The organism is Mesorhizobium koreense (assembly GCF_031656215.1).
Lineage (GTDB): Bacteria > Pseudomonadota > Alphaproteobacteria > Rhizobiales > Rhizobiaceae > Mesorhizobium_L > Mesorhizobium_L koreense.
The window spans coordinates 3,706,011-3,723,219 of the sequence record NZ_CP134228.1; the positions used below are offsets into that span (position 1 = coordinate 3,706,011).

Annotated in this window: 18 protein-coding genes; 15 read left to right on the forward strand and 3 right to left on the reverse strand. The window is 62.7% G+C overall.

What is annotated here, in order from left to right; translation table 11 throughout:
* Window positions 1–19 precede the first annotated feature (19 nt).
* The 3 genes from RBH77_RS17625 (at window position 20) to RBH77_RS17635 (ending at window position 1,859) form a co-directional block, all read left to right on the forward strand.
* Window positions 20–472 (forward strand): hypothetical protein, encoded by a 453-nt coding sequence (locus tag RBH77_RS17625; protein ID WP_311028880.1) that lies wholly within the window; start codon window positions 20–22, stop codon window positions 470–472.
* A gap of 15 nt (window positions 473–487) precedes the next feature.
* Window positions 488–1,171, forward strand: coding sequence for a ribonuclease T2 family protein (locus RBH77_RS17630; RefSeq protein ID WP_311028881.1), 684 nt, complete (start codon window positions 488–490; stop codon window positions 1,169–1,171).
* Window positions 1,172–1,262: 91 nt separating this feature from the next.
* A complete protein-coding gene (locus RBH77_RS17635) occupies window positions 1,263–1,859 on the forward strand; it encodes a glutathione S-transferase family protein (protein ID WP_311028882.1) in 597 nt (198 codons plus the stop codon).
* Between the two features lie 67 nt (window positions 1,860–1,926).
* Here RBH77_RS17635 and RBH77_RS17640 read toward each other — a convergent pair whose 3' ends face one another.
* On the reverse strand, window positions 1,927–2,589 hold the full coding sequence (locus RBH77_RS17640) for an outer membrane protein (protein WP_311028883.1): 663 nt from the start codon (window positions 2,587–2,589) through the stop codon (window positions 1,927–1,929).
* Between the two features lie 329 nt (window positions 2,590–2,918).
* Here RBH77_RS17640 and RBH77_RS17645 point away from each other — a divergent pair, with 329 nt between their 5' ends.
* The 6 genes from RBH77_RS17645 to RBH77_RS17670 all read left to right on the forward strand — a co-directional run bounded on the left by RBH77_RS17645 (window position 2,919) and on the right by RBH77_RS17670 (window position 9,625).
* Window positions 2,919–3,683: an SDR family oxidoreductase gene (locus RBH77_RS17645; RefSeq protein WP_311028884.1), complete on the forward strand. Its 765-nt coding sequence runs from the start codon at window positions 2,919–2,921 to the stop codon at window positions 3,681–3,683.
* A gap of 26 nt (window positions 3,684–3,709) precedes the next feature.
* Window positions 3,710–5,770, forward strand: a complete 2,061-nt coding sequence (gene uvrC / locus RBH77_RS17650) for an excinuclease ABC subunit UvrC (protein ID WP_371832882.1) — start codon at window positions 3,710–3,712, stop codon at window positions 5,768–5,770.
* Between the two features lie 101 nt (window positions 5,771–5,871).
* Window positions 5,872–6,456, forward strand: coding sequence for a CDP-diacylglycerol--glycerol-3-phosphate 3-phosphatidyltransferase (pgsA, locus tag RBH77_RS17655; protein ID WP_311028886.1), 585 nt, complete (start codon window positions 5,872–5,874; stop codon window positions 6,454–6,456).
* Window positions 6,440–6,730 carry a molybdopterin converting factor subunit 1 gene (gene moaD / locus RBH77_RS17660; protein WP_311028887.1) on the forward strand — a complete coding sequence of 97 codons (291 nt, stop codon included), beginning with the start codon at window positions 6,440–6,442 and terminating at the stop codon, window positions 6,728–6,730. Before pgsA ends, moaD begins: the two co-directional genes overlap by 17 nt.
* Window positions 6,731–6,734: 4 nt before the next feature.
* On the forward strand, window positions 6,735–7,208 hold the full coding sequence (locus tag RBH77_RS17665; protein WP_311028888.1) for a molybdenum cofactor biosynthesis protein MoaE: 474 nt from the start codon (window positions 6,735–6,737) through the stop codon (window positions 7,206–7,208).
* A 170-nt stretch (window positions 7,209–7,378) separates the two neighbouring features.
* Complete coding sequence (locus RBH77_RS17670; RefSeq protein WP_311028889.1) at window positions 7,379–9,625, forward strand: putative bifunctional diguanylate cyclase/phosphodiesterase; 2,247 nt, start codon at window positions 7,379–7,381, stop codon at window positions 9,623–9,625.
* Window positions 9,626–9,650: 25 nt separating this feature from the next.
* Here the strand turns inward: RBH77_RS17670 and ndk are convergent, their stop codons facing one another.
* Window positions 9,651–10,073, reverse strand: coding sequence for a nucleoside-diphosphate kinase (gene ndk / locus RBH77_RS17675; RefSeq protein ID WP_311028890.1), 423 nt, complete (start codon window positions 10,071–10,073; stop codon window positions 9,651–9,653).
* Window positions 10,074–10,246: 173 nt separating this feature from the next.
* Between ndk and RBH77_RS17680 the strand changes: the two genes are divergently transcribed.
* From RBH77_RS17680 to RBH77_RS17690, 3 genes are all read left to right on the forward strand, one after another.
* A complete protein-coding gene (locus RBH77_RS17680) occupies window positions 10,247–10,759 on the forward strand; it encodes a DinB family protein (RefSeq protein WP_311028891.1) in 513 nt (170 codons plus the stop codon).
* A gap of 99 nt (window positions 10,760–10,858) precedes the next feature.
* Window positions 10,859–12,736, forward strand: coding sequence for an ABC-F family ATP-binding cassette domain-containing protein (locus tag RBH77_RS17685; RefSeq protein ID WP_311028892.1), 1,878 nt, complete (start codon window positions 10,859–10,861; stop codon window positions 12,734–12,736).
* Window positions 12,737–13,082: 346 nt separating this feature from the next.
* A complete protein-coding gene (locus tag RBH77_RS17690) occupies window positions 13,083–14,366 on the forward strand; it encodes a M23 family metallopeptidase (RefSeq protein ID WP_371832796.1) in 1,284 nt (427 codons plus the stop codon).
* A 7-nt stretch (window positions 14,367–14,373) separates the two neighbouring features.
* Here the strand turns inward: RBH77_RS17690 and RBH77_RS17695 are convergent, their stop codons facing one another.
* Window positions 14,374–14,721, reverse strand: coding sequence for a gamma-butyrobetaine hydroxylase family protein (locus RBH77_RS17695; RefSeq protein WP_311028894.1), 348 nt, complete (start codon window positions 14,719–14,721; stop codon window positions 14,374–14,376).
* A 218-nt stretch (window positions 14,722–14,939) separates the two neighbouring features.
* Between RBH77_RS17695 and RBH77_RS17700 the strand changes: the two genes are divergently transcribed.
* From RBH77_RS17700 to RBH77_RS17710, 3 genes are all read left to right on the forward strand, one after another.
* Window positions 14,940–15,584 carry a DUF47 domain-containing protein gene (locus RBH77_RS17700; protein ID WP_311028895.1) on the forward strand — a complete coding sequence of 215 codons (645 nt, stop codon included), beginning with the start codon at window positions 14,940–14,942 and terminating at the stop codon, window positions 15,582–15,584.
* A gap of 8 nt (window positions 15,585–15,592) precedes the next feature.
* A complete protein-coding gene (locus RBH77_RS17705) occupies window positions 15,593–16,597 on the forward strand; it encodes an inorganic phosphate transporter (RefSeq protein WP_311028896.1) in 1,005 nt (334 codons plus the stop codon).
* 104 nt (window positions 16,598–16,701) lie between these two features.
* Window positions 16,702–17,190 (forward strand): RDD family protein, encoded by a 489-nt coding sequence (locus RBH77_RS17710; protein ID WP_371832797.1) that lies wholly within the window; start codon window positions 16,702–16,704, stop codon window positions 17,188–17,190.
* The last annotated feature ends 19 nt before the right edge of the window (window positions 17,191–17,209 follow it).

Genomic DNA, 17,209 nt, shown 5'->3' on the forward strand with positions numbered 1-17,209 from the left:
ACCATCAGGACCCATTGTCATGAAGATCATCGCCCGGCGTGCAGTCGCTGCCCTTGCATCGGTTTTCTGTCTCGCCGGTACCTACGCGCCGGCGCAGGCAGCCGACATCATCGCAACAGCGCCCTCCTACCATGAGCAAGCCCCACAAGCCTGCGCGCAGGACTGGGTGCTGTCGCGCATCACCGGCAAGTTCCGCTATCAGGTGACGCATGTGCCGAACCTGCCCGATGTCGGTCTCGTCGATTTCCGGGATATCCGCCAGAAACGCTACGAGCCGGCAATGTCGGACAGTGAATTCACGCGGACCTATTGCGAGGCGACGGCCTACACCTCGGACGGGCGGCGGCATGCGATGTGGTATCTGATCGAGGATCGCGCGGGCTTCGCCGGCCTCGGCCACAATGTCGAGTTCTGCCTCGTCAATTTCGATCGCTGGAAGGTCTATAACGGCCGCTGCCGTGTCCTGCGCTGACCGGCGCGTGCTGGAATGACAGAAAAGATATTCGGGCGGCTTTCTCTTTGTCTGGCGATATTCGCCCTGTGCTTCACGATCACACCGGGCAATGCCGCCTCGAACGATGTCCGCGATACCGCGGCTTCCGGTTCAAGCCGCTTCGATTTCTACGTCCTGTCGCTTTCCTGGTCGCCGAGTTATTGCGCGGCGGCGGGCGAAAAGGCCAACCGGTACCAGTGCGGCAAACGGCCGGCCTATGGCTTCGTCGTACACGGGCTGTGGCCGCAATACGAGCATGGCTATCCGAAGGACTGCCGCAGCGACGCCGAGCGCAGGGTACCGAAAGAGCGGATGAACGCGCTCTCGGACCTGATGCCGGGCTACGGCCTCATCATCCATGAATGGCGCACGCACGGAATGTGCACCGGGCTCTCACAAGAGGCTTACTTCGCCACGCTGCGCAAAGCCTATGAGAGCGTCGAGATACCCGCCGACTTTCCCCGCGACGACTCTGGCCGCGTGAAACCGTCCGATATCGAAGCGGCCTTCATCGCGGCCAATCCCGGCATGCCGGACGACGGGATCAGCGTGGACTGCGACCGCAAATATCTGCGCGAGGTGCGCGTCTGCATGACAAAAGACATGCGCTTCCGCCCCTGCCGGGAACTCGAGCGCGCAAGCTGCCACGCCTCCAACGTCCAGATGCCACCCTCATAGAGATCGCCCGGGGGCACTGGCCCAAATCATCCGTGTTGCCCGGGTGTGGCCATATCCCTAATTTGCGCCGACCATCAATCCGGAGAGGAAAATGCCCAAACTGCTTTTCGCCACGCCTTCCCCCTACAGTGCCAAGGTGCGTATGGCGGCCGCCTATGCCGGTATCGCGCTGGAAGAGATTCCGACGAATACCGGCGAGGAGCCGGAGCTTCTTTTGAAGAACAATCCTCTCGGCAAGATCCCCGTCCTGCTGACCGACGAAGGCGAAAACCTCTTCGACAGCCGTGCCATCACGCAATACCTCAACCGGGTTTCCAAGAATGCGCTTTTCCCGCGCAACCCCGCCAAGCGGCTCGAGGCCGAAAGGCTGGAGGCGCTGGCGGACGGCATCTGCGACTGCCTGCTCGCCCATGTCTACGAACGGCGCTTCCGGCCCGAGGAGATCGTCCATCAGCCATGGCTCGACAAGCAGTGGAAGAAGGTGACGCGCGCGCTCGATCATCTCGAGGCATCGCCGCCGAAACTGCCGAAAAAGATCACCGCGGGCCAGATCGCGCTGCGCGCCTGCCTCGGCTATCTCGACCTGCGCTTTTCCGGCAAATGGGAGCGCGGACATTCGAGGCTGAAGCGCTGGGCGAAGCGTTTCGACGAGAAGTTCCCGGAATTGGCGACCCGCGCGCCCCACTGATACTGTTCGGCAAAGAAAAAGGCCGGGCACATCGGCCCGGCCTTTCCATGTTGCTTCGATCCTGCGATCAGAACTTGATACCGATACCGGCCTCGACCGTGTTGCTGCGGTCGCGCACGCCCGACTTGACGCCGCCGACATTGAAGTCGTGACTGCCGTAGTCGGTATAGCGATATTCGACGCGGGCGAAGACCTTTTCGGTGAGCTTGGCGTCGATACCGGCGCCGGCCGTCCAGCCGATCACGCCGTTGGCATCGGTGCTGACAGGCGTCTCCACCTTGAGGCGCTTGGCAGCCGCACCGGCCGTACCGTAGACGAGGATACTGTCGTTCGGAGCGTAGCCGGCACGACCGCGGAGAGAGCCGTCGACGCTGCTCTTGGACCGGATGCCGTTGTGGGAACCCGACGAGCCGTCATAGCCGACGTCACCTTCGATACCGTACACGAAGTTGCCGCTCTGCCAGTTGAAGCCGCCGAAACCGCGGCCGTGGAAGCCGTCCGTGTGGACGCTGGTGCCCTGCGTCTTGGTGCGGCCGGCAAAGGCGCCGCCCGCCTGGATACCCGCATAGGGACCTGCCCAGCCGGACGGAGCCTGCTCGACGATCGGCGCCGGAGCCGGCGGTGCCTCGGTGATGGCGTCCGCCGCAAAAGCGGAGGTGGCGCCGATGAGCGCCGTCGCGCCGACGGCGGCCGCGAAAGGCTTTATGATCTTGCTTGCTCTAACGTTCATTTCTTTCAACTCCTGCCACGGAAGGCCAAACACAACGCGCCTTCCTGTTTGGACACCCAGCGCCGCTCGGGAGGAAACGGCCGGAATTGCCTGGTTGCCTATGTCGTGCCGAAATGCGGCTGAAGCGCACCGCAAACGGGGAAATTCATGGACGGAAAGGAGGCAGGAAATTGACGTTGCATATTCGCAACATGGCTGAGCACGCTACGCCAACGCCCTGTTTTTGTTTGGTTGGGATCCAATCTTTTATGCACCTTCCTTCCCGATTCGGGCGGGCGGCCGCGGAGCGCTGGCCGAACAGCCGGCGATTGCGCTAAATAGGGAGAAACATGGCAAAAAATCTCAAGACAGCGTTGGTCACCGGCGGCGCCAGAAGGATCGGAAAAGCGATCGTCGGCGACCTTTCCGCAGCCGGTTTTGCCGTTGCGATCCACTATCACGGATCGGATGCAGAGGCGCTGGAATTGGTTAAAAACCTTAAGGATAGGGGCGGAAAGGTGGCGATCGTGCGCGCCGACCTGACCGACATTAGGGCCGTCGAGGGATTATTGAACGATGCCGCCTCGGCGATCGGGCCGATCGGCCTTCTCGTCAACAATGCCTCCGTCTTCGAGCCGGACGAACTGGACGATTTCACCTGGGAGCATTGGGACCGGCATTTCGCCGTCCATCTCAAGGCTCCGGTCGAACTTTCCAGGCGCTTTGCCGAGGCTCTTCCGAAAGGTGAAGATGGCCTCATTGTCAACATGATCGACCAGCGCGTCTGGAAACTATCGCCGCGAACCTTTAGCTATACACTGTCGAAATCGGCGCTGTGGACGGCGACGCAGACCATGGCCCAGGCGCTGGCGCCCCGTATCCGGGTCAATGCGATCGGCCCCGGTCCGTCGTTGCAGGGCGAGCGCCAGTCGAAGGCGGATTTCGATGCGCAGGTCGAGGCGGTTCTGCTCCGGCGGGGACCGGAGCTCTCCGAATTCGGCGCGACGATCCGCTATCTGTGGGATACGCCCTCGATCACCGGCCAGATGATCGCGCTCGATGGCGGCCAGCATCTCGGCTGGCAGACGCCGGACGTGACGGGAATTCGGGAATGAACAGCTCAAGACCTTCGGGGAAGGACATGGCGGCGGCCGATGCGATCCCGGCCGACACCGAAGAAGACCTTGCCTATCTCGCCGATGACCCGAACGTGGACGAAGAAGACGAGATATCGGGGTCTCCGGAAGCCGCGCCGCGGCCGGAGTTGGAGATCGCGTGGGATACGGCCGGCAAGGAACACAGCGAAGGCAAGATCGGCGCTGAATTTATCCAGGCGCTGGTCAAGCGCCTGCCGAACAAGCCCGGCGTCTACCGGATGATGAACGCAGCCGGCGACGTTCTCTATGTCGGCAAGGCGCGCAGCCTGAAGAAGCGCGTGACGAACTATGCGCAGGGACGCTTCCACACCAACCGCATCGGCCGCATGGTGGCGCAGACGGCGGCGATGGAGTTCGTCGTCACACGCACCGAGACCGAGGCGCTGCTGCTCGAGGCCAACCTCATCAAGAGGCTGAGGCCGCGCTTCAACGTGCTCCTGCGCGACGACAAGTCTTTCCCTTATATCCTGATAACCGGCGACCATCGCGCGCCCGGCATCTTCAAGCATCGCGGCGCGCATTCCCGAAAGGGCGATTATTTCGGCCCCTTTGCTTCTGCCGGCGCGGTCGGGCGGACGATCAACTCGCTGCAGAAGGCGTTCCTTCTCAGAAGCTGCACCGATTCGGTGTTCGAGACGCGAACGCGCCCCTGCCTGCTCTATCAGATCAAGCGTTGCTCGGCCCCGTGCACGAACGAGATCAGCCCCGAAGGCTATCTGGATCTTGTCGCGGAGGCGAAAAGTTTCCTCTCCGGCCGCAGCCAGAAGGTTAAGGGCGAAATCTCGGCCGCCATGCAGCGCGCCTCCGAGGCGCTTGATTTCGAGACCGCCGCCATCCTGCGCGATCGGCTGGCGGCGCTCTCCCATGTGCAGAGCCATCAGGCCATCAATCCGCAGACGCTGGAGGAAGCCGACGTGTTCGCCGTCCACCAGGAAGGCGGGCAAACCTGCATCGAAGTCTTCTTCTTCCGTACCGGACAGAACTGGGGCAACCGCTCCTATTTTCCGAAAGCCGATCCGTCGCTTGGCCCCCCCGAGGTGCTCGGCGCCTTCCTGGCGCAGTTCTACGACGACAAGCTGGTGCCGAAATGCATCCTTCTTTCGCACGCCGTGGAGGACCAGCAATTGCTTGCCGACGCGCTGTCGATAAAGGCCTCGCGGAAGGTGGCGATTGCGGTTCCCAAGCGCGGAGAGCGCAAGGAACTGACCGACCACGCGAGGCAGAACGCACGCGAGGCGCTCGGCCGCAGGCTGGCGGAAACTTCCTCGCAGGCGCGGTTGCTCAAGGGTTTTGCGGAGACTTTCCACCTGGAGCGGACGCCCCGGCGCATTGAGATCTACGACAACTCCCACATTATGGGTACCAATGCCGTCGGTGCGATGGTCGTCGCCGGCCCCGAAGGCTTCGTCAAGAACCAGTACCGCAAGTTCAACATCCGCTCCGAGGCTATCACGCCGGGCGACGATTTCGGCATGATGCGCGAGGTGATGGAGCGGCGGTTCTCGCGCCTCCTGAAGGAAGACGGATTGCCGGGCGCCGAAATCCCCGAGGAAAGCGACGACGAGATCGTTACCGAGAAGGCGTTCCCCGCTTGGCCCGACGTGATCCTGATCGACGGCGGCAAGGGCCAGCTTTCGGCTGTCAACACCATCCTCGACAATCTCGGCGTGACCGGCTTCGTCACGATGATCGGCATCGCCAAGGGCGTCGACCGCGATGCGGGACGTGAGCGCTTCTTCATGGAGGGCCGCGATGCCTTCTCGTTGCCGATCCGCGATCCGGTCCTCTATTTCATCCAGCGGCTGCGCGACGAGGCGCACCGTTTCGCCATCGGCTCGCACCGAGCACGGCGGAAAAAGGAGATGATCAGGAATCCGCTCGACGAGATCGCCGGCATCGGCCCCGGCCGCAAGCGCGCGCTTCTGCACCATTTCGGCACGGCCAAGGCGGTCAGCCGCGCGGCGGTCGCCGATATCCTCGCCGTTCCGGGCATCTCGGAAGCCATGGCGCGCCAGATATATGGTCACTTCCACGAAAAGGGCTAAATGGAAAGCATAAGTGACGTTTACTTCTTTACTTACTCAACCGTTGACCCGGGAGGGACATATCTGATTTGACTGTCGAGGCAACAAAGAGTGGCGGGCACATGCGCCGGCGCGCGTTCAATCTCCCCAATCTGCTGACCTATGGCCGCATATTAGCCGTCCCGCTCATCCTACTCTGCTTCTATCTGGAAGGGCGGACGCACCCGACGGACTTCGCCCGATGGACCGCGCTCGCCATCTACGTCATCGCCAGCATCACCGATTACCTGGACGGCTATCTGGCGCGGATATGGGAACAGACCTCGAATATCGGCCGGATGCTCGACCCTATCGCCGACAAGCTCCTGGTGTCGGCGGTGCTCCTTCTTCTGGCGCATAACGGCACGATCGATAAATATTCGCTGTGGGCGGCCATCATCATTCTCTGCCGAGAGATCCTGGTCTCCGGCCTGCGCGAATATCTGGCCGGCCTGAAGGTTTCCGTGCCGGTCACCCGCCTCGCCAAATGGAAAACCACGGTTCAGATGATATCGCTCGGCTTCCTCATCGCCGGCCCTGCCGGCGACAAGGTGCTTGCCCATGCGACGGAGATCGGCATCGTGCTGTTGTGGATTGCCGCCATCATCACGCTTTATACGGGCTATGACTATTTCCGGGCTGGACTGAAACATGTCATCGACGAATGAGAACGAGGCGGATGAAAACGCCCTGAAGCTCGTCTATTTTGCCTGGGTGCGCGAGCGTATCGGGCGCACCGAGGAGGAGATCGTCGTGCCGGGCGAAGTCCGCACCGTGAAGGATCTGCTCGGCTGGCTGAAAAGACGCGGCGAGGAATACGAAGCCGCGCTCGAGCACGCGGACGTGATCCGCGTTGCGATCGACCACGAACACGCCGACCATAGCGAGACGATTGCCGGCGCGCGCGAGATCGCGCTTTTCCCACCGATGACCGGCGGATGAGATAATGTCGGCGCACGTTGTTCCGCTTGTCCGCATCCAGACCGAAGATTTCGATACTTCGGCCGAGGTGGCGCGTCTGACGCGCGGACGGCACGATGTCGGCGCCGTCGTGACCTTCATCGGGCTTTGCCGCGACGAAGGCGGGCGGCTTTCGGCACTGGAACTCGAACACTACCCGGCGATGGCCGAGGCGGAAATCGCACGCATCGCGGCTGAGGCCATGGAGCGCTGGCCGCTTAGCGGTATCAGCGTCATTCATCGCTACGGCCGGCTGGCGCCCGGAGACAACATCGTTCTCGTCGTGACGGCATCCACTCATCGCCACGCGGCTTTCGATGCCGCTTCCTTTCTGATGGACTATCTGAAGTCCCGCGCTCCTTTCTGGAAGAAAGAGCATCCCAAGGACGGGAGCGATGGCGGATGGGTGGATGCGCGCGAAGATGATGAAATCGCGGCAAGACGTTGGGAACATAGCTGAAAAATCGCATACGCGATGCCCACGCCCAGCCGGCTTTTTCGCAACAAACGAGTGTTTTTCGGGCGACGGCAACCCTAAATTAATGATGCCGTCGGGAATTCCCGTGAATTAGACTTTTCGCAAGCCCGCTGCCGTTACCTTACGCCGAGCGTAGTGGCATGTCGGGGTGCATGGTTTCAATTTCCACCTTTCTGCTGGAAACAAGCGGCGCCGCGTTCTGGATCGCGACGGCGGGCATTGCCTTTTCAGCGATGCTGATCGTCGCGCTCATGGACTATCGCCGGCGCTACCGCGCCGCGCTCCGTGAGCGGACGAATACGGCGGAGCTTATCGAGAACCTCCACGACGGCATCTACCGTTCTTCGCTTGACGGCCACCAACTGGCCGCCAACCGCTCCCTCGTTCGGCTGAACGGCTATGACAGCGAAGCGGAAATGCTCGCTTCGGTCAACGACATCGCCACGGAATGGTATGTCGATCCGAACCGGCGCACCGAATTCCGGGATATCCTCAATCGTGACGACAGGGTCGAGGATTTCGTCTCCGAAGTCTATCGGCACAAGACGCGGGAGCGCATCTGGATCACCGAATCGGCCAGGATCGTCCGCGATCCGAAGACCGGAAAACCCCTCTACTATGAGGGGTCCGTCCGCGAGATCACTGAGACCATCCGGCGGCGGCAACTGGAAGAGCAGATCCAGAAGCTGACGAGCCAGCTTCCCGGCGGCCTTTTCCAGTTCCGGCGCAGCGCGAACGGCTCCTATTCGGTTGAATATCTGAGCGGCGGCTTCGGGCGCGTCGTCGGCTTTCCGGCGGACATGCGCCTTTCGACGACCTCGCAATTCGTCGGTCTCATCATTCGCGAGGACAGGCGCGACTATTTCCGTTCGCTGACAGCCTCGCGCCGAAGCCTCTTGCCATGGGACCATGAATTCCGCGTGCGCACGCCGGACGGCGAATGCCGATGGCTGCGCATCGTCGCCAAGCCGGAACAGGATGACGGCGCGATCACCTGGCACGGCTATCTGATGGATATCTCCGCCCGCAAGAGCCAGGCGATGGAGATCGAGGAACTTGCCTATTTCGATCCGCTCACCCGCCTGCCCAACCGGCGCATGCTGAGGGACCGCACTGCCGCGGCCATCGCCTGCGCACGCAAGCGGGGCCGCGTCGGCGCCCTCCTCTTCATCGACCTCGACAATTTCAAGAACCTGAACGACAGCCAGGGTCACCATGTCGGTGACCAATATCTTGTGCAGGTGGCCTCTCGGCTACGCCAATGTGCCGGCGAGCACGGGATGGTCTCACGCATGGGCGGCGACGAATTCGTCATCATGCTGGAAGACCTCGCGGATGGGCTGGCCGATGGGAGCCGGCGCGCCCTGGTCATTGCCGACAGCACGCTCTCGTCGCTCCGCGACACGTTCGTCCTCGGGCCGGTTCATCACAGGGGTTCGGCCAGTATCGGCGTCGTCGTTTTCGACGGCAGCGAATCGGGCGCGGAGGAACTTGTCCGCCGCGCCGACATCGCCATGTACGAGGCGAAAAGCGGTGGCCGGAACGGTATCTCCCTCTTCGATCCCGCATCGCTTGAGTTGGAATCGCAGCGTTTCCGGCTTCTCAACGACCTGCGCGTGGCGATTTTCCGCGCTCAGCTCGCCCTGCATTTCCAGCCGCAGATCGACCGCGAAGGCCGCGTCTGCGGCGCCGAGGCGCTGCTGCGCTGGCATCATCCCGAACTTGGCGACATCCCGCCCGGCGTGTTCATACCGCTTGCCGAGCATTGCGGCCTCATCCACGAGATCGGTGACTTCGTCCTCGCCAAGGCCATCGCCACTCTGGCAGGCTGGCAGCGAAATCCGGCAACGTCGCATCTCAGACTAGCGGTGAACATCTCCGTACAGTCCTTTGCCAACGCAACCTTCGTGCCGGACCTGACGCGGCTTGTCGGGGAATATGGCGTCGACGCTTCCTGCCTGACGCTCGAATTCGCCGAGAACGTCATGGCACGCGACCAGGAGCGGACGGCGGTACGCATGGCCGAACTGAAGAAGCTCGGCATCCGGTTCTCACTGGACGATTTCGGAACCGGCTATTCCTCGCTCGTACATCTGAAGAAGCTGCCTTTCGACGAACTCAAGATCGACGGCGGCTTCGTCGCGGATATCGAGACACGGGAAAGCGACCGCACGCTCGTGCGTACGATCCTCGCCATGGCGACGACGCTGGGGCTGACTGCGGTCGCAGAGCATGTCGAGGACGACAAGCAGCGCATCTTCCTGCATCTCTTCGGATGCGAGATCTTCCAGGGGCTGCTCTACAGCGCGGCCGTACCCGAGGAGGAGTTCCTGGCCTTCACGATCGCGCGCAACGCTCCCGCCGAAGCGGAAACGGCCGATATCCGTCGGCCGGCCTGACGAGCCGGCCGACGGGAGATAATCCTCAGCCGACGATCTCGGTATCGGAGAACCAGAAGCGGATTTCTTGCGCGGCGGTTTCCGGCGCATCCGAACCGTGGACCGAATTCTCTCCGATCGAGAGAGAATGGACCTTGCGGATGGTGCCTTCGGCGGCGTTGGCCGGATTGGTCGCACCCATCACTTCGCGGTTCCTGGCGATGGCATCCTCGCCTTCCAGCACCTGCACGACGGTCGGGCCGGACGACATGAAATCGCAAAGCTCGTCGAAGAACGGCCGGCCCTTGTGAACGGCGTAGAAGCCCTCCGCCTCACGCCGGCTCATCCATACCCGCCGCGACGCGACCACACGCAAGCCGGCATCTTCCAGCATCATGGTGATGGCGCCGGTGAGGTTGCGTTTCGTCGCGTCCGGCTTGATCATCGAGAAGGTGCGTTCGATCGCCATCTGCTGTCCTTTGCAAGAAATTGGTGTTTCGGAGGTGGCGGGCTGCATAGCGCGCTGGACCGGACTTGTGAAGGGGCCGAAATCCCGCACCCTGCGGCACGGATTTGCCGTTGGCCGTTCCCGGCGGCTGGTGTAGTTCCTCAACGGAAGACACAGGGCAGAACGTTTTGGAAATGAAGCAGCACTTCATGATGTTCGCCGCCTACAATGCATGGGCGAACGGACAAATCTACGATGCGGCCGCCGAACTGACCGACGAGGAATTCGGCCGCGACGTCGGCGCCTTCTTCGGCTCGATGAGAGGGACGCTCAACCACCTGCTCGTCGCCGACCGCATCTGGATGAAGCGCTTCACCAGCGAGGGCGAAGCGCCAAAGGCACTGGACACCATTATTCACCCGAACTTCGATCCCCTGCGCCTGGCGCGGGAAGCGGAGGACCGGCGCATCGTGGAATGGATTTCGAGCCTCTCGGAAAAGGCGCTGGCCGGCCGCTTCACCTACATGACGGTAACCGACCTCCGGACCGTGTCGCAGCGGCTTGCGCCCGCGCTCGACCACTTCTTCAATCACCAGACGCATCACCGCGGACACGCCCACATGATCCTGAGCGTGCTCGGCAAATCAGCGCCTGTGCTCGACCTGGTCTATTTCCAGCGCACGCCGGAAGGCCGTTCCTTCGCGTAGGCAATACCGCTCTGCTCCGAGCCTCCTTGCCGCGATACGCGGCAGAACCTCCTCGATGCTCTTGTCATCGCGGCCCGGCTCGGCCAAAAGGGCCGCGCCATGCTTACCATTACAGACCTTTCCCTGCGCATCGCCGGGCGCCTTCTCATCGACCGTGCCTCGCTGGCCCTCCCCGCCGGCGCCAAGGCGGGTCTTGTCGGCCGCAACGGTACCGGCAAGACGACGCTCTTTCGCGCCATCACCGGCGATCTTGCAGCCGAGACCGGCTCGATCAGCCTGCCGAAGAACACCAGGATCGGCCAGGTGGCGCAGGAGGCACCGGGCACCAATGAGCCGCTGATTGATATCGTGCTTCGGGCCGACACCGAGCGCGCCGCGCTTCTTGCCGAGGAGAAGACGGCGAAAGACCCGCACCGCATCGCCGAGATCCATCTAAGGCTCGCCGATATCGACGCGCACTCGGCCGAGGCACGCGCCGCGACCATCCTCGCCGGTCTCGGCTTCGACGACGCCGCGCAGAAGCGGCCGGCTTCCTCCTTCTCCGGCGGCTGGCGCATGCGGGTCGCGCTCGCGTCGGTCCTGTTCGCCCAGCCCGACCTCCTGCTTCTCGACGAGCCCACCAACTATCTCGACCTCGAGGGCACGCTCTGGCTGGAAAATTACGTCGCGAAATACCCGCACACCGTTCTCCTGATCTCGCACGACCGCGACCTGCTCAACCGCGCCGTCAACTCCATCGTGCATCTGGAGCAGAAGAAGCTCACCTTCTGGCGCGGCGGCTACGACCAGTTCGAGCGGCAACGGGCGGAGAAGGCGGCACTCCTGGAAAAGAACCGCGCCAAGCAGGATGCGGCACGCAAGCACATGGAGGAATTCGTCGCGCGTTTCCGCGCCAAGGCCTCGAAGGCAAGGCAGGCGCAGTCGCGCCTGAAAGCGCTGGAAAGGATGAAGCCGATCGCAACCCTCGTCGACGAAACGGTGCGGCCTTTCAGTTTTCCCGAGCCGGTGAAGACGGTCGCCTCGCCGATCATCGCGCTGGAGGGCGGGACCGTCGGCTATGCACCGGGCCGGCCCGTGCTGAGGCACCTGTCGCTCAGGATCGACGCCGACGACCGCATCGCGCTGCTCGGCGCCAACGGCAACGGCAAGTCGACCTTCGCCAAGCTGCTGGCCGGAAGGCTCGCGCCTGAAACCGGAACCATGACCGTCGCTCCGCAGCTCAAGGTCTCCATGTTCGCTCAGCACCAGCTCGACGATCTCAGGCCCGAGGAAAACGCCTACGAGCACGTGCGGCGCATGATGCCGGAAGCGCCCGAGGCCAAGGTGCGCTCGCGCGTGGCGCGGATGGGTCTTGCGACCGAGAAGATGAACACGGCGGCGAAGGACCTTTCGGGCGGCGAAAAGGCGCGTCTCCTGATGGGTCTTGCCTCCTTTGAAGGCCCCAATCTCTTCATCCTGGACGAGCCGACCAACCATCTCGACATCGATTCGAGGGAATCGCTGATCCAGGCGCTCAACGACTTTTCCGGCGCGGTGATCCTGATTTCGCACGACCGCCACCTGATCGAGGCGACCGTGGACCGGCTGTGGCTTGTGAAGGACGGCACGGTGAAGCCATATGACGGCGATCTCGGCGACTACCGGCAACTGGTCACCGGCGGCGCTTCCGACCGGCGCGATCGGCGCGAGGCGGAAAAGACGAGCAAGGCGGACCGACGCCGGGAAGCCGCGCAGCGCCGTGCCGCGCTAGAACCGCTCGCCAAGGAAATAAAGGCGACCGAAGCGGTGATCGAACGGCTGCGCGGGCGGCTGGAAACGATCGAAACCCGGCTTGCCGATCCCTCCCTCTACGAGAAGGAACCGGCGAAGGTCACGGAACTGACCAAGGAGCGCGGCGATCTGGCGGCCAGGCTGGCGGCGCAGGAGGATCGATGGCTTGCGCTTTCGACAGAGTATGAGGAGGCAATGGCGGCCTGACGCGGGCAAACCGGCAGGTCCCGGACCCGGCAGTCTGTGCGCGGAATAAGGGAACGAATTCGACCGGATGACGTTTCTTCGATACGACTTACATCGGAGGAAAAGTTATGGGACGAGGAATTCTCTTGTGGTTGCTTGGTATACCGATACCAATCATTATCCTCATTCTTCTTTTCTGGCACTGAGCGGATTTCTTCTTCCCACATAAAAGGGAAAGCGTCGCGTTCCTGAAAAAATGCTGCGAATACGCGATGCGCGCCCGCAACCGGAACAAAATCCCCGGTTGCGGGCAAAGCTTTGTTAACCCTAACGATGTGTAATCCATCCCGTTCATTGTTTCGACGGCATGGAATCCGTGGCACATCCCCCTCAATCGACCGTATTTGGGAAGCGCAGCGAGCCGCATACCGTCATCATCGCGCGCGGCGACACCATCCGCCATTTCACGATCCGCCCCTGGGTTGCCGCCGTAGCGGGTTCGGCCTGCGCCGCGATTGCGATCGGCTATCTGCTCGCCACCTCCTATCTCGTCCTGCGCGACAATCTGATCGGCGCGTCGGTATCCCACCAGGCCCGCATGCAGCAGGCCTACGAGGACCGTATTTCGGCGCTGCGCTCGCAGGTCGACCGCATCACCAGCCGGCAGCTTCTCGACCAGCGCGCAGTTGAGCAGAAGGTGAGCGAATTGCTCGCCCGCCAGTCCCTCCTCTCGCAACAGCACGGCCGGCTCGGGCCTCTACTGGAACGCGCCGAGACACTGGAAAAAGCGGCCTCGATCCCCCTGCCCTCAGTGCGGCCGGATAAACGCGCACGCGCCGACGAGGGATCCTCCACCTCAAACGCCCAGGCAGTGGGGCTGCGCACCGCGGAGATCGGCCCGGCCGCACTTTGGAAGACGCGGCTCGCGTCTACGGGCGATGAAACCACGACGGACCGGGCGGACCGTTTGTTTGCCAGCATCAACACTTCGCTGCGCTCGATAGAAACGGAGCAGTTGCGGCGCGTGCAGACGCTGTCGCAAAAAGCATGGCAGACCGGCGATGCGGTCAAAGAGGCCCTGCAATCCGCCGGTCTCGAGGTCGCCGCGAATTACGGCAAGGAAGATGTGGGCGGTCCGCTGATCGAAGTGAATGACCCGACCAAATTCGACAAAAAGGTCAAGGAACTCGATCAAGCCCTTGACCGGCTCGACCTTCTGAAGGCCGAAATCCGCAAGATACCGATAGCCAATCCGGCGCCGGGCGCAGTGGTGACCAGCGCTTTCGGGGTTCGGCGCGATCCTATTCTCGGCGTTTCAGCGCTGCATCCCGGCATCGATTTCCGCGATGCCATCGGGAGCAATGTTCCCGCGACCGCCGCCGGCGTGGTGACGCGTGCCAGCCGGGCCGGAGGCTACGGGAATATGGTCGAGATCGACCATGGCGGCGGCTATTCCACCCGCTACGCGCATTTGAGCGAAATCGATGTGAAGGTCGGCGACAAGGTGGCGCGGGGCGAGACGATCGGAAAATCCGGCAGTACCGGCCGCTCGACAGGCCCGCACCTTCACTACGAAGTTCGTCACAACGGTAAGGCGGTGGACCCCGTTTCCTTCCTGAAGGCGGGACGGGTCATCTCTCAGCTATTGTAGCGCTCTCTTATCGGCTGAGCCCTTTGGTCGCCAGTTCGTCAAGATAGGCCTGCCAGCGCTCTTCCTTCTCCTCGCCGAGTTCCCGCAAGTAGTGCCATGTGAAGATGCCGGTATCGTGGAAATCGTCGAACACGATCCGTACGGCATAATTCCCGACCGGCTCGACCCTGCTTATCGCGACATTCCGCTTGCCGGGCACGGTGACGCGCTGTTCCGGCGAATGGCCCTGGACTTCGGCCGAAGGCGACAGGACGCGCAGCATCTCCGCCGGCACTTCGTAGCGCCGACCGCCCGCAAAGCTCACCGTCAGCGTCCTGCGATCCTTCGATACCCGCAATTCAGTCGGTGCAGTCATTCGTGGGATGTCCCGAGGCGTTGCAAGAAACGTCACCCTTGCCTCTTTCGGGACCGGGCGTCCAGAGGGCGTTGCGACACGCCGCGCTGTCGGCCGTCCCTGGCTTCCAGGCGGCTACGGTTTAGTGCGGAAAACGCCACCTATTCGCTGTGTGATCGTGCGGCTTTGGGTTACATCGACCGGAGCGGCGAATCGCGTTCGTCGGGAAAGGAAGAGCGATGCTGGGCTGGTTCCGCAAACTGATGCCGCGCGAAGACCGCTTCTTCGACCTGTTCGCCAAGCACGCCGAGACAGTCGTCGGCGGTGCGGAAGCCTTGCAGAAGCTGCTCGCCGGCGGCGACAATGTCGAGCGGCAGTGCCGTGAGATCATCGATCTGGAGCACCGGGCGGATGCGATAACCCGCGAGGTACTGCAGGCGGTACGCAAGAGTTTCATCACGCCGTTCGACCGCGGCGACATCAAGGACCTGATCCAGTCCATGGATGACGCCATCGACATGATGCAGAAGACCGTGAAGACGGTGACGCTGTTCCAGCAGAAAAGCTTCGATCCGCTCATGCAGGAGATGGGCGGCACCATCGTGGAAGCGGCACGGCTGACCGCCGAGGCCGTCCCGCTCCTCAACGGTATCGGCACGCATGCGGCCCGCCTCGCCGCTATCGCCGAGGAAGTGACGCGCGTCGAGGAACGCTCGGACGAGTTGCACGACGCGGGCTTGCGTGACCTGTTTGATCGTCACGGCAAGACCGATCCGATGGCCTATCTGATCGGCAGCGAAATCTACGGCCAGCTCGAAAAGGTCGTCGACCGCTTCGAGGACGTCGCGAACGAGATCAGCGGCATCGTGATCGAGAACGTCTGAGCCCGGCGGTGGAAACCTCGCTCGCCTTCCCGGCCCTGATCGGCCTCATTGCCGTGGCGCTGTTCTTCGATTTCCTGAACGGACTGCACGACGCGGCGAACTCCATCGCGACCATCGTCTCGACCCGTGTGCTAAGGCCGCAATATGCCGTGTTCTGGGCGGCGTTCTTCAATTTCATCGCCTTTCTTTTCTTCGGCCTTCATGTCGCGCGAACGCTGGGCACCGGCATCGTAGACGCCGGCATCGTCGATCCGACGGTGATCTTCGCGGCCCTGACGGGCGCGATCGTCTGGAACATCCTGACCTGGATATTCGGCATCCCCTCGAGCAGTTCGCACGCGCTGGTGGGCGGCCTCGTCGGCGCCGGCGTCGCCAAGGCCGGCGGCGGCGCCATCGTATGGTCGGGTTTGCTGAAAACGACAGCCGCGATCGTGCTTTCACCAGCGCTCGGGTTCTTCCTGGCGCTCATGCTGATCCTTGCCGTCTCCTGGATATCGCTCAGGCAGACACCGTTCGCGGTCGACAACGCCTTCCGGCACCTGCAATTCATCTCGGCCTCGCTCTATTCACTCGGCCATGGCGGCAACGATGCGCAAAAGACGATGGGCATCATCGCCGTCCTGCTCTTTTCGCAGGGCCATCTCGGCCATGAATTCTACGTGCCTCTATGGGTCGTGCTGTCATGCCAGTCGGCGATGGCGCTCGGCACGCTCTTCGGCGGCTGGCGTATCGTCCATACGATGGGATCGAAGATCACGCGGCTCAACCCGATGCAGGGTTTTTGCGCAGAGGCCGGCGGCGCGATCACGCTTTTCCTGGCGACATGGCTCGGCATTCCGGTCTCGACGACGCACACCATCACCGGCGCCATTGTCGGCGTCGGCGCGGCACGACGCGTTTCCGCCGTCCGCTGGGGCATCGCCGGCAACATCGTCATCGCCTGGATCGTCACGCTGCCGGCCACGGCCTTAATCGCCGCGGCCTGCCACACCGCCATCGCCCTTGCCTTCTGATCGCAAGCCCTGGGGGCTTCAGGCCGCCATTCTTGAAATCCGGCCCGCATTCACCATCTGAACCCGGCAGCGGCATTTTTCGCCGACCGCGAGAAAGGATCGAAATGAGCATCGGCCGCACCATCGATGGCGAAGTCCTCGGCAAAGAAGTCGTGTCCGACCGGCTGGACGACAACCGCCTCTATGCAGGTGTCCGCACCCGCAGGATATTCGCCTTCCTGATCGACTACATGATCGTGGCGCTGCTCCTGATCCCGGCCGGCGTGATCGTGCTCCTTCTCGGCCTCCTGACCTTCGGCCTCGGCTGGACGCTCTTCGCCATCCTCTTCCCGATCGTGGCGATCCTTTACGTGTGGACGACGCTCGGCGGCAGGCGCCAGGCGACGCTCGGCATGCGCGCCATGTCGATCCGGCTGGAGCGGCTCGACGGCCGCCCGGTCGACGGAATGCTGGCTGTGGTCCACTCCGTCTTCTTCTGGGCCGCCAATGCGGTCCTCACGCCGCTCATCCTGCTCGTCAGCCTGTTCACCGATCGCAAGCGCACGCTGCACGATCTCCTGCTCGGAACCGTCGTCATCCGCGACGACCGCTGACCCACTCTCGAACCTTCGT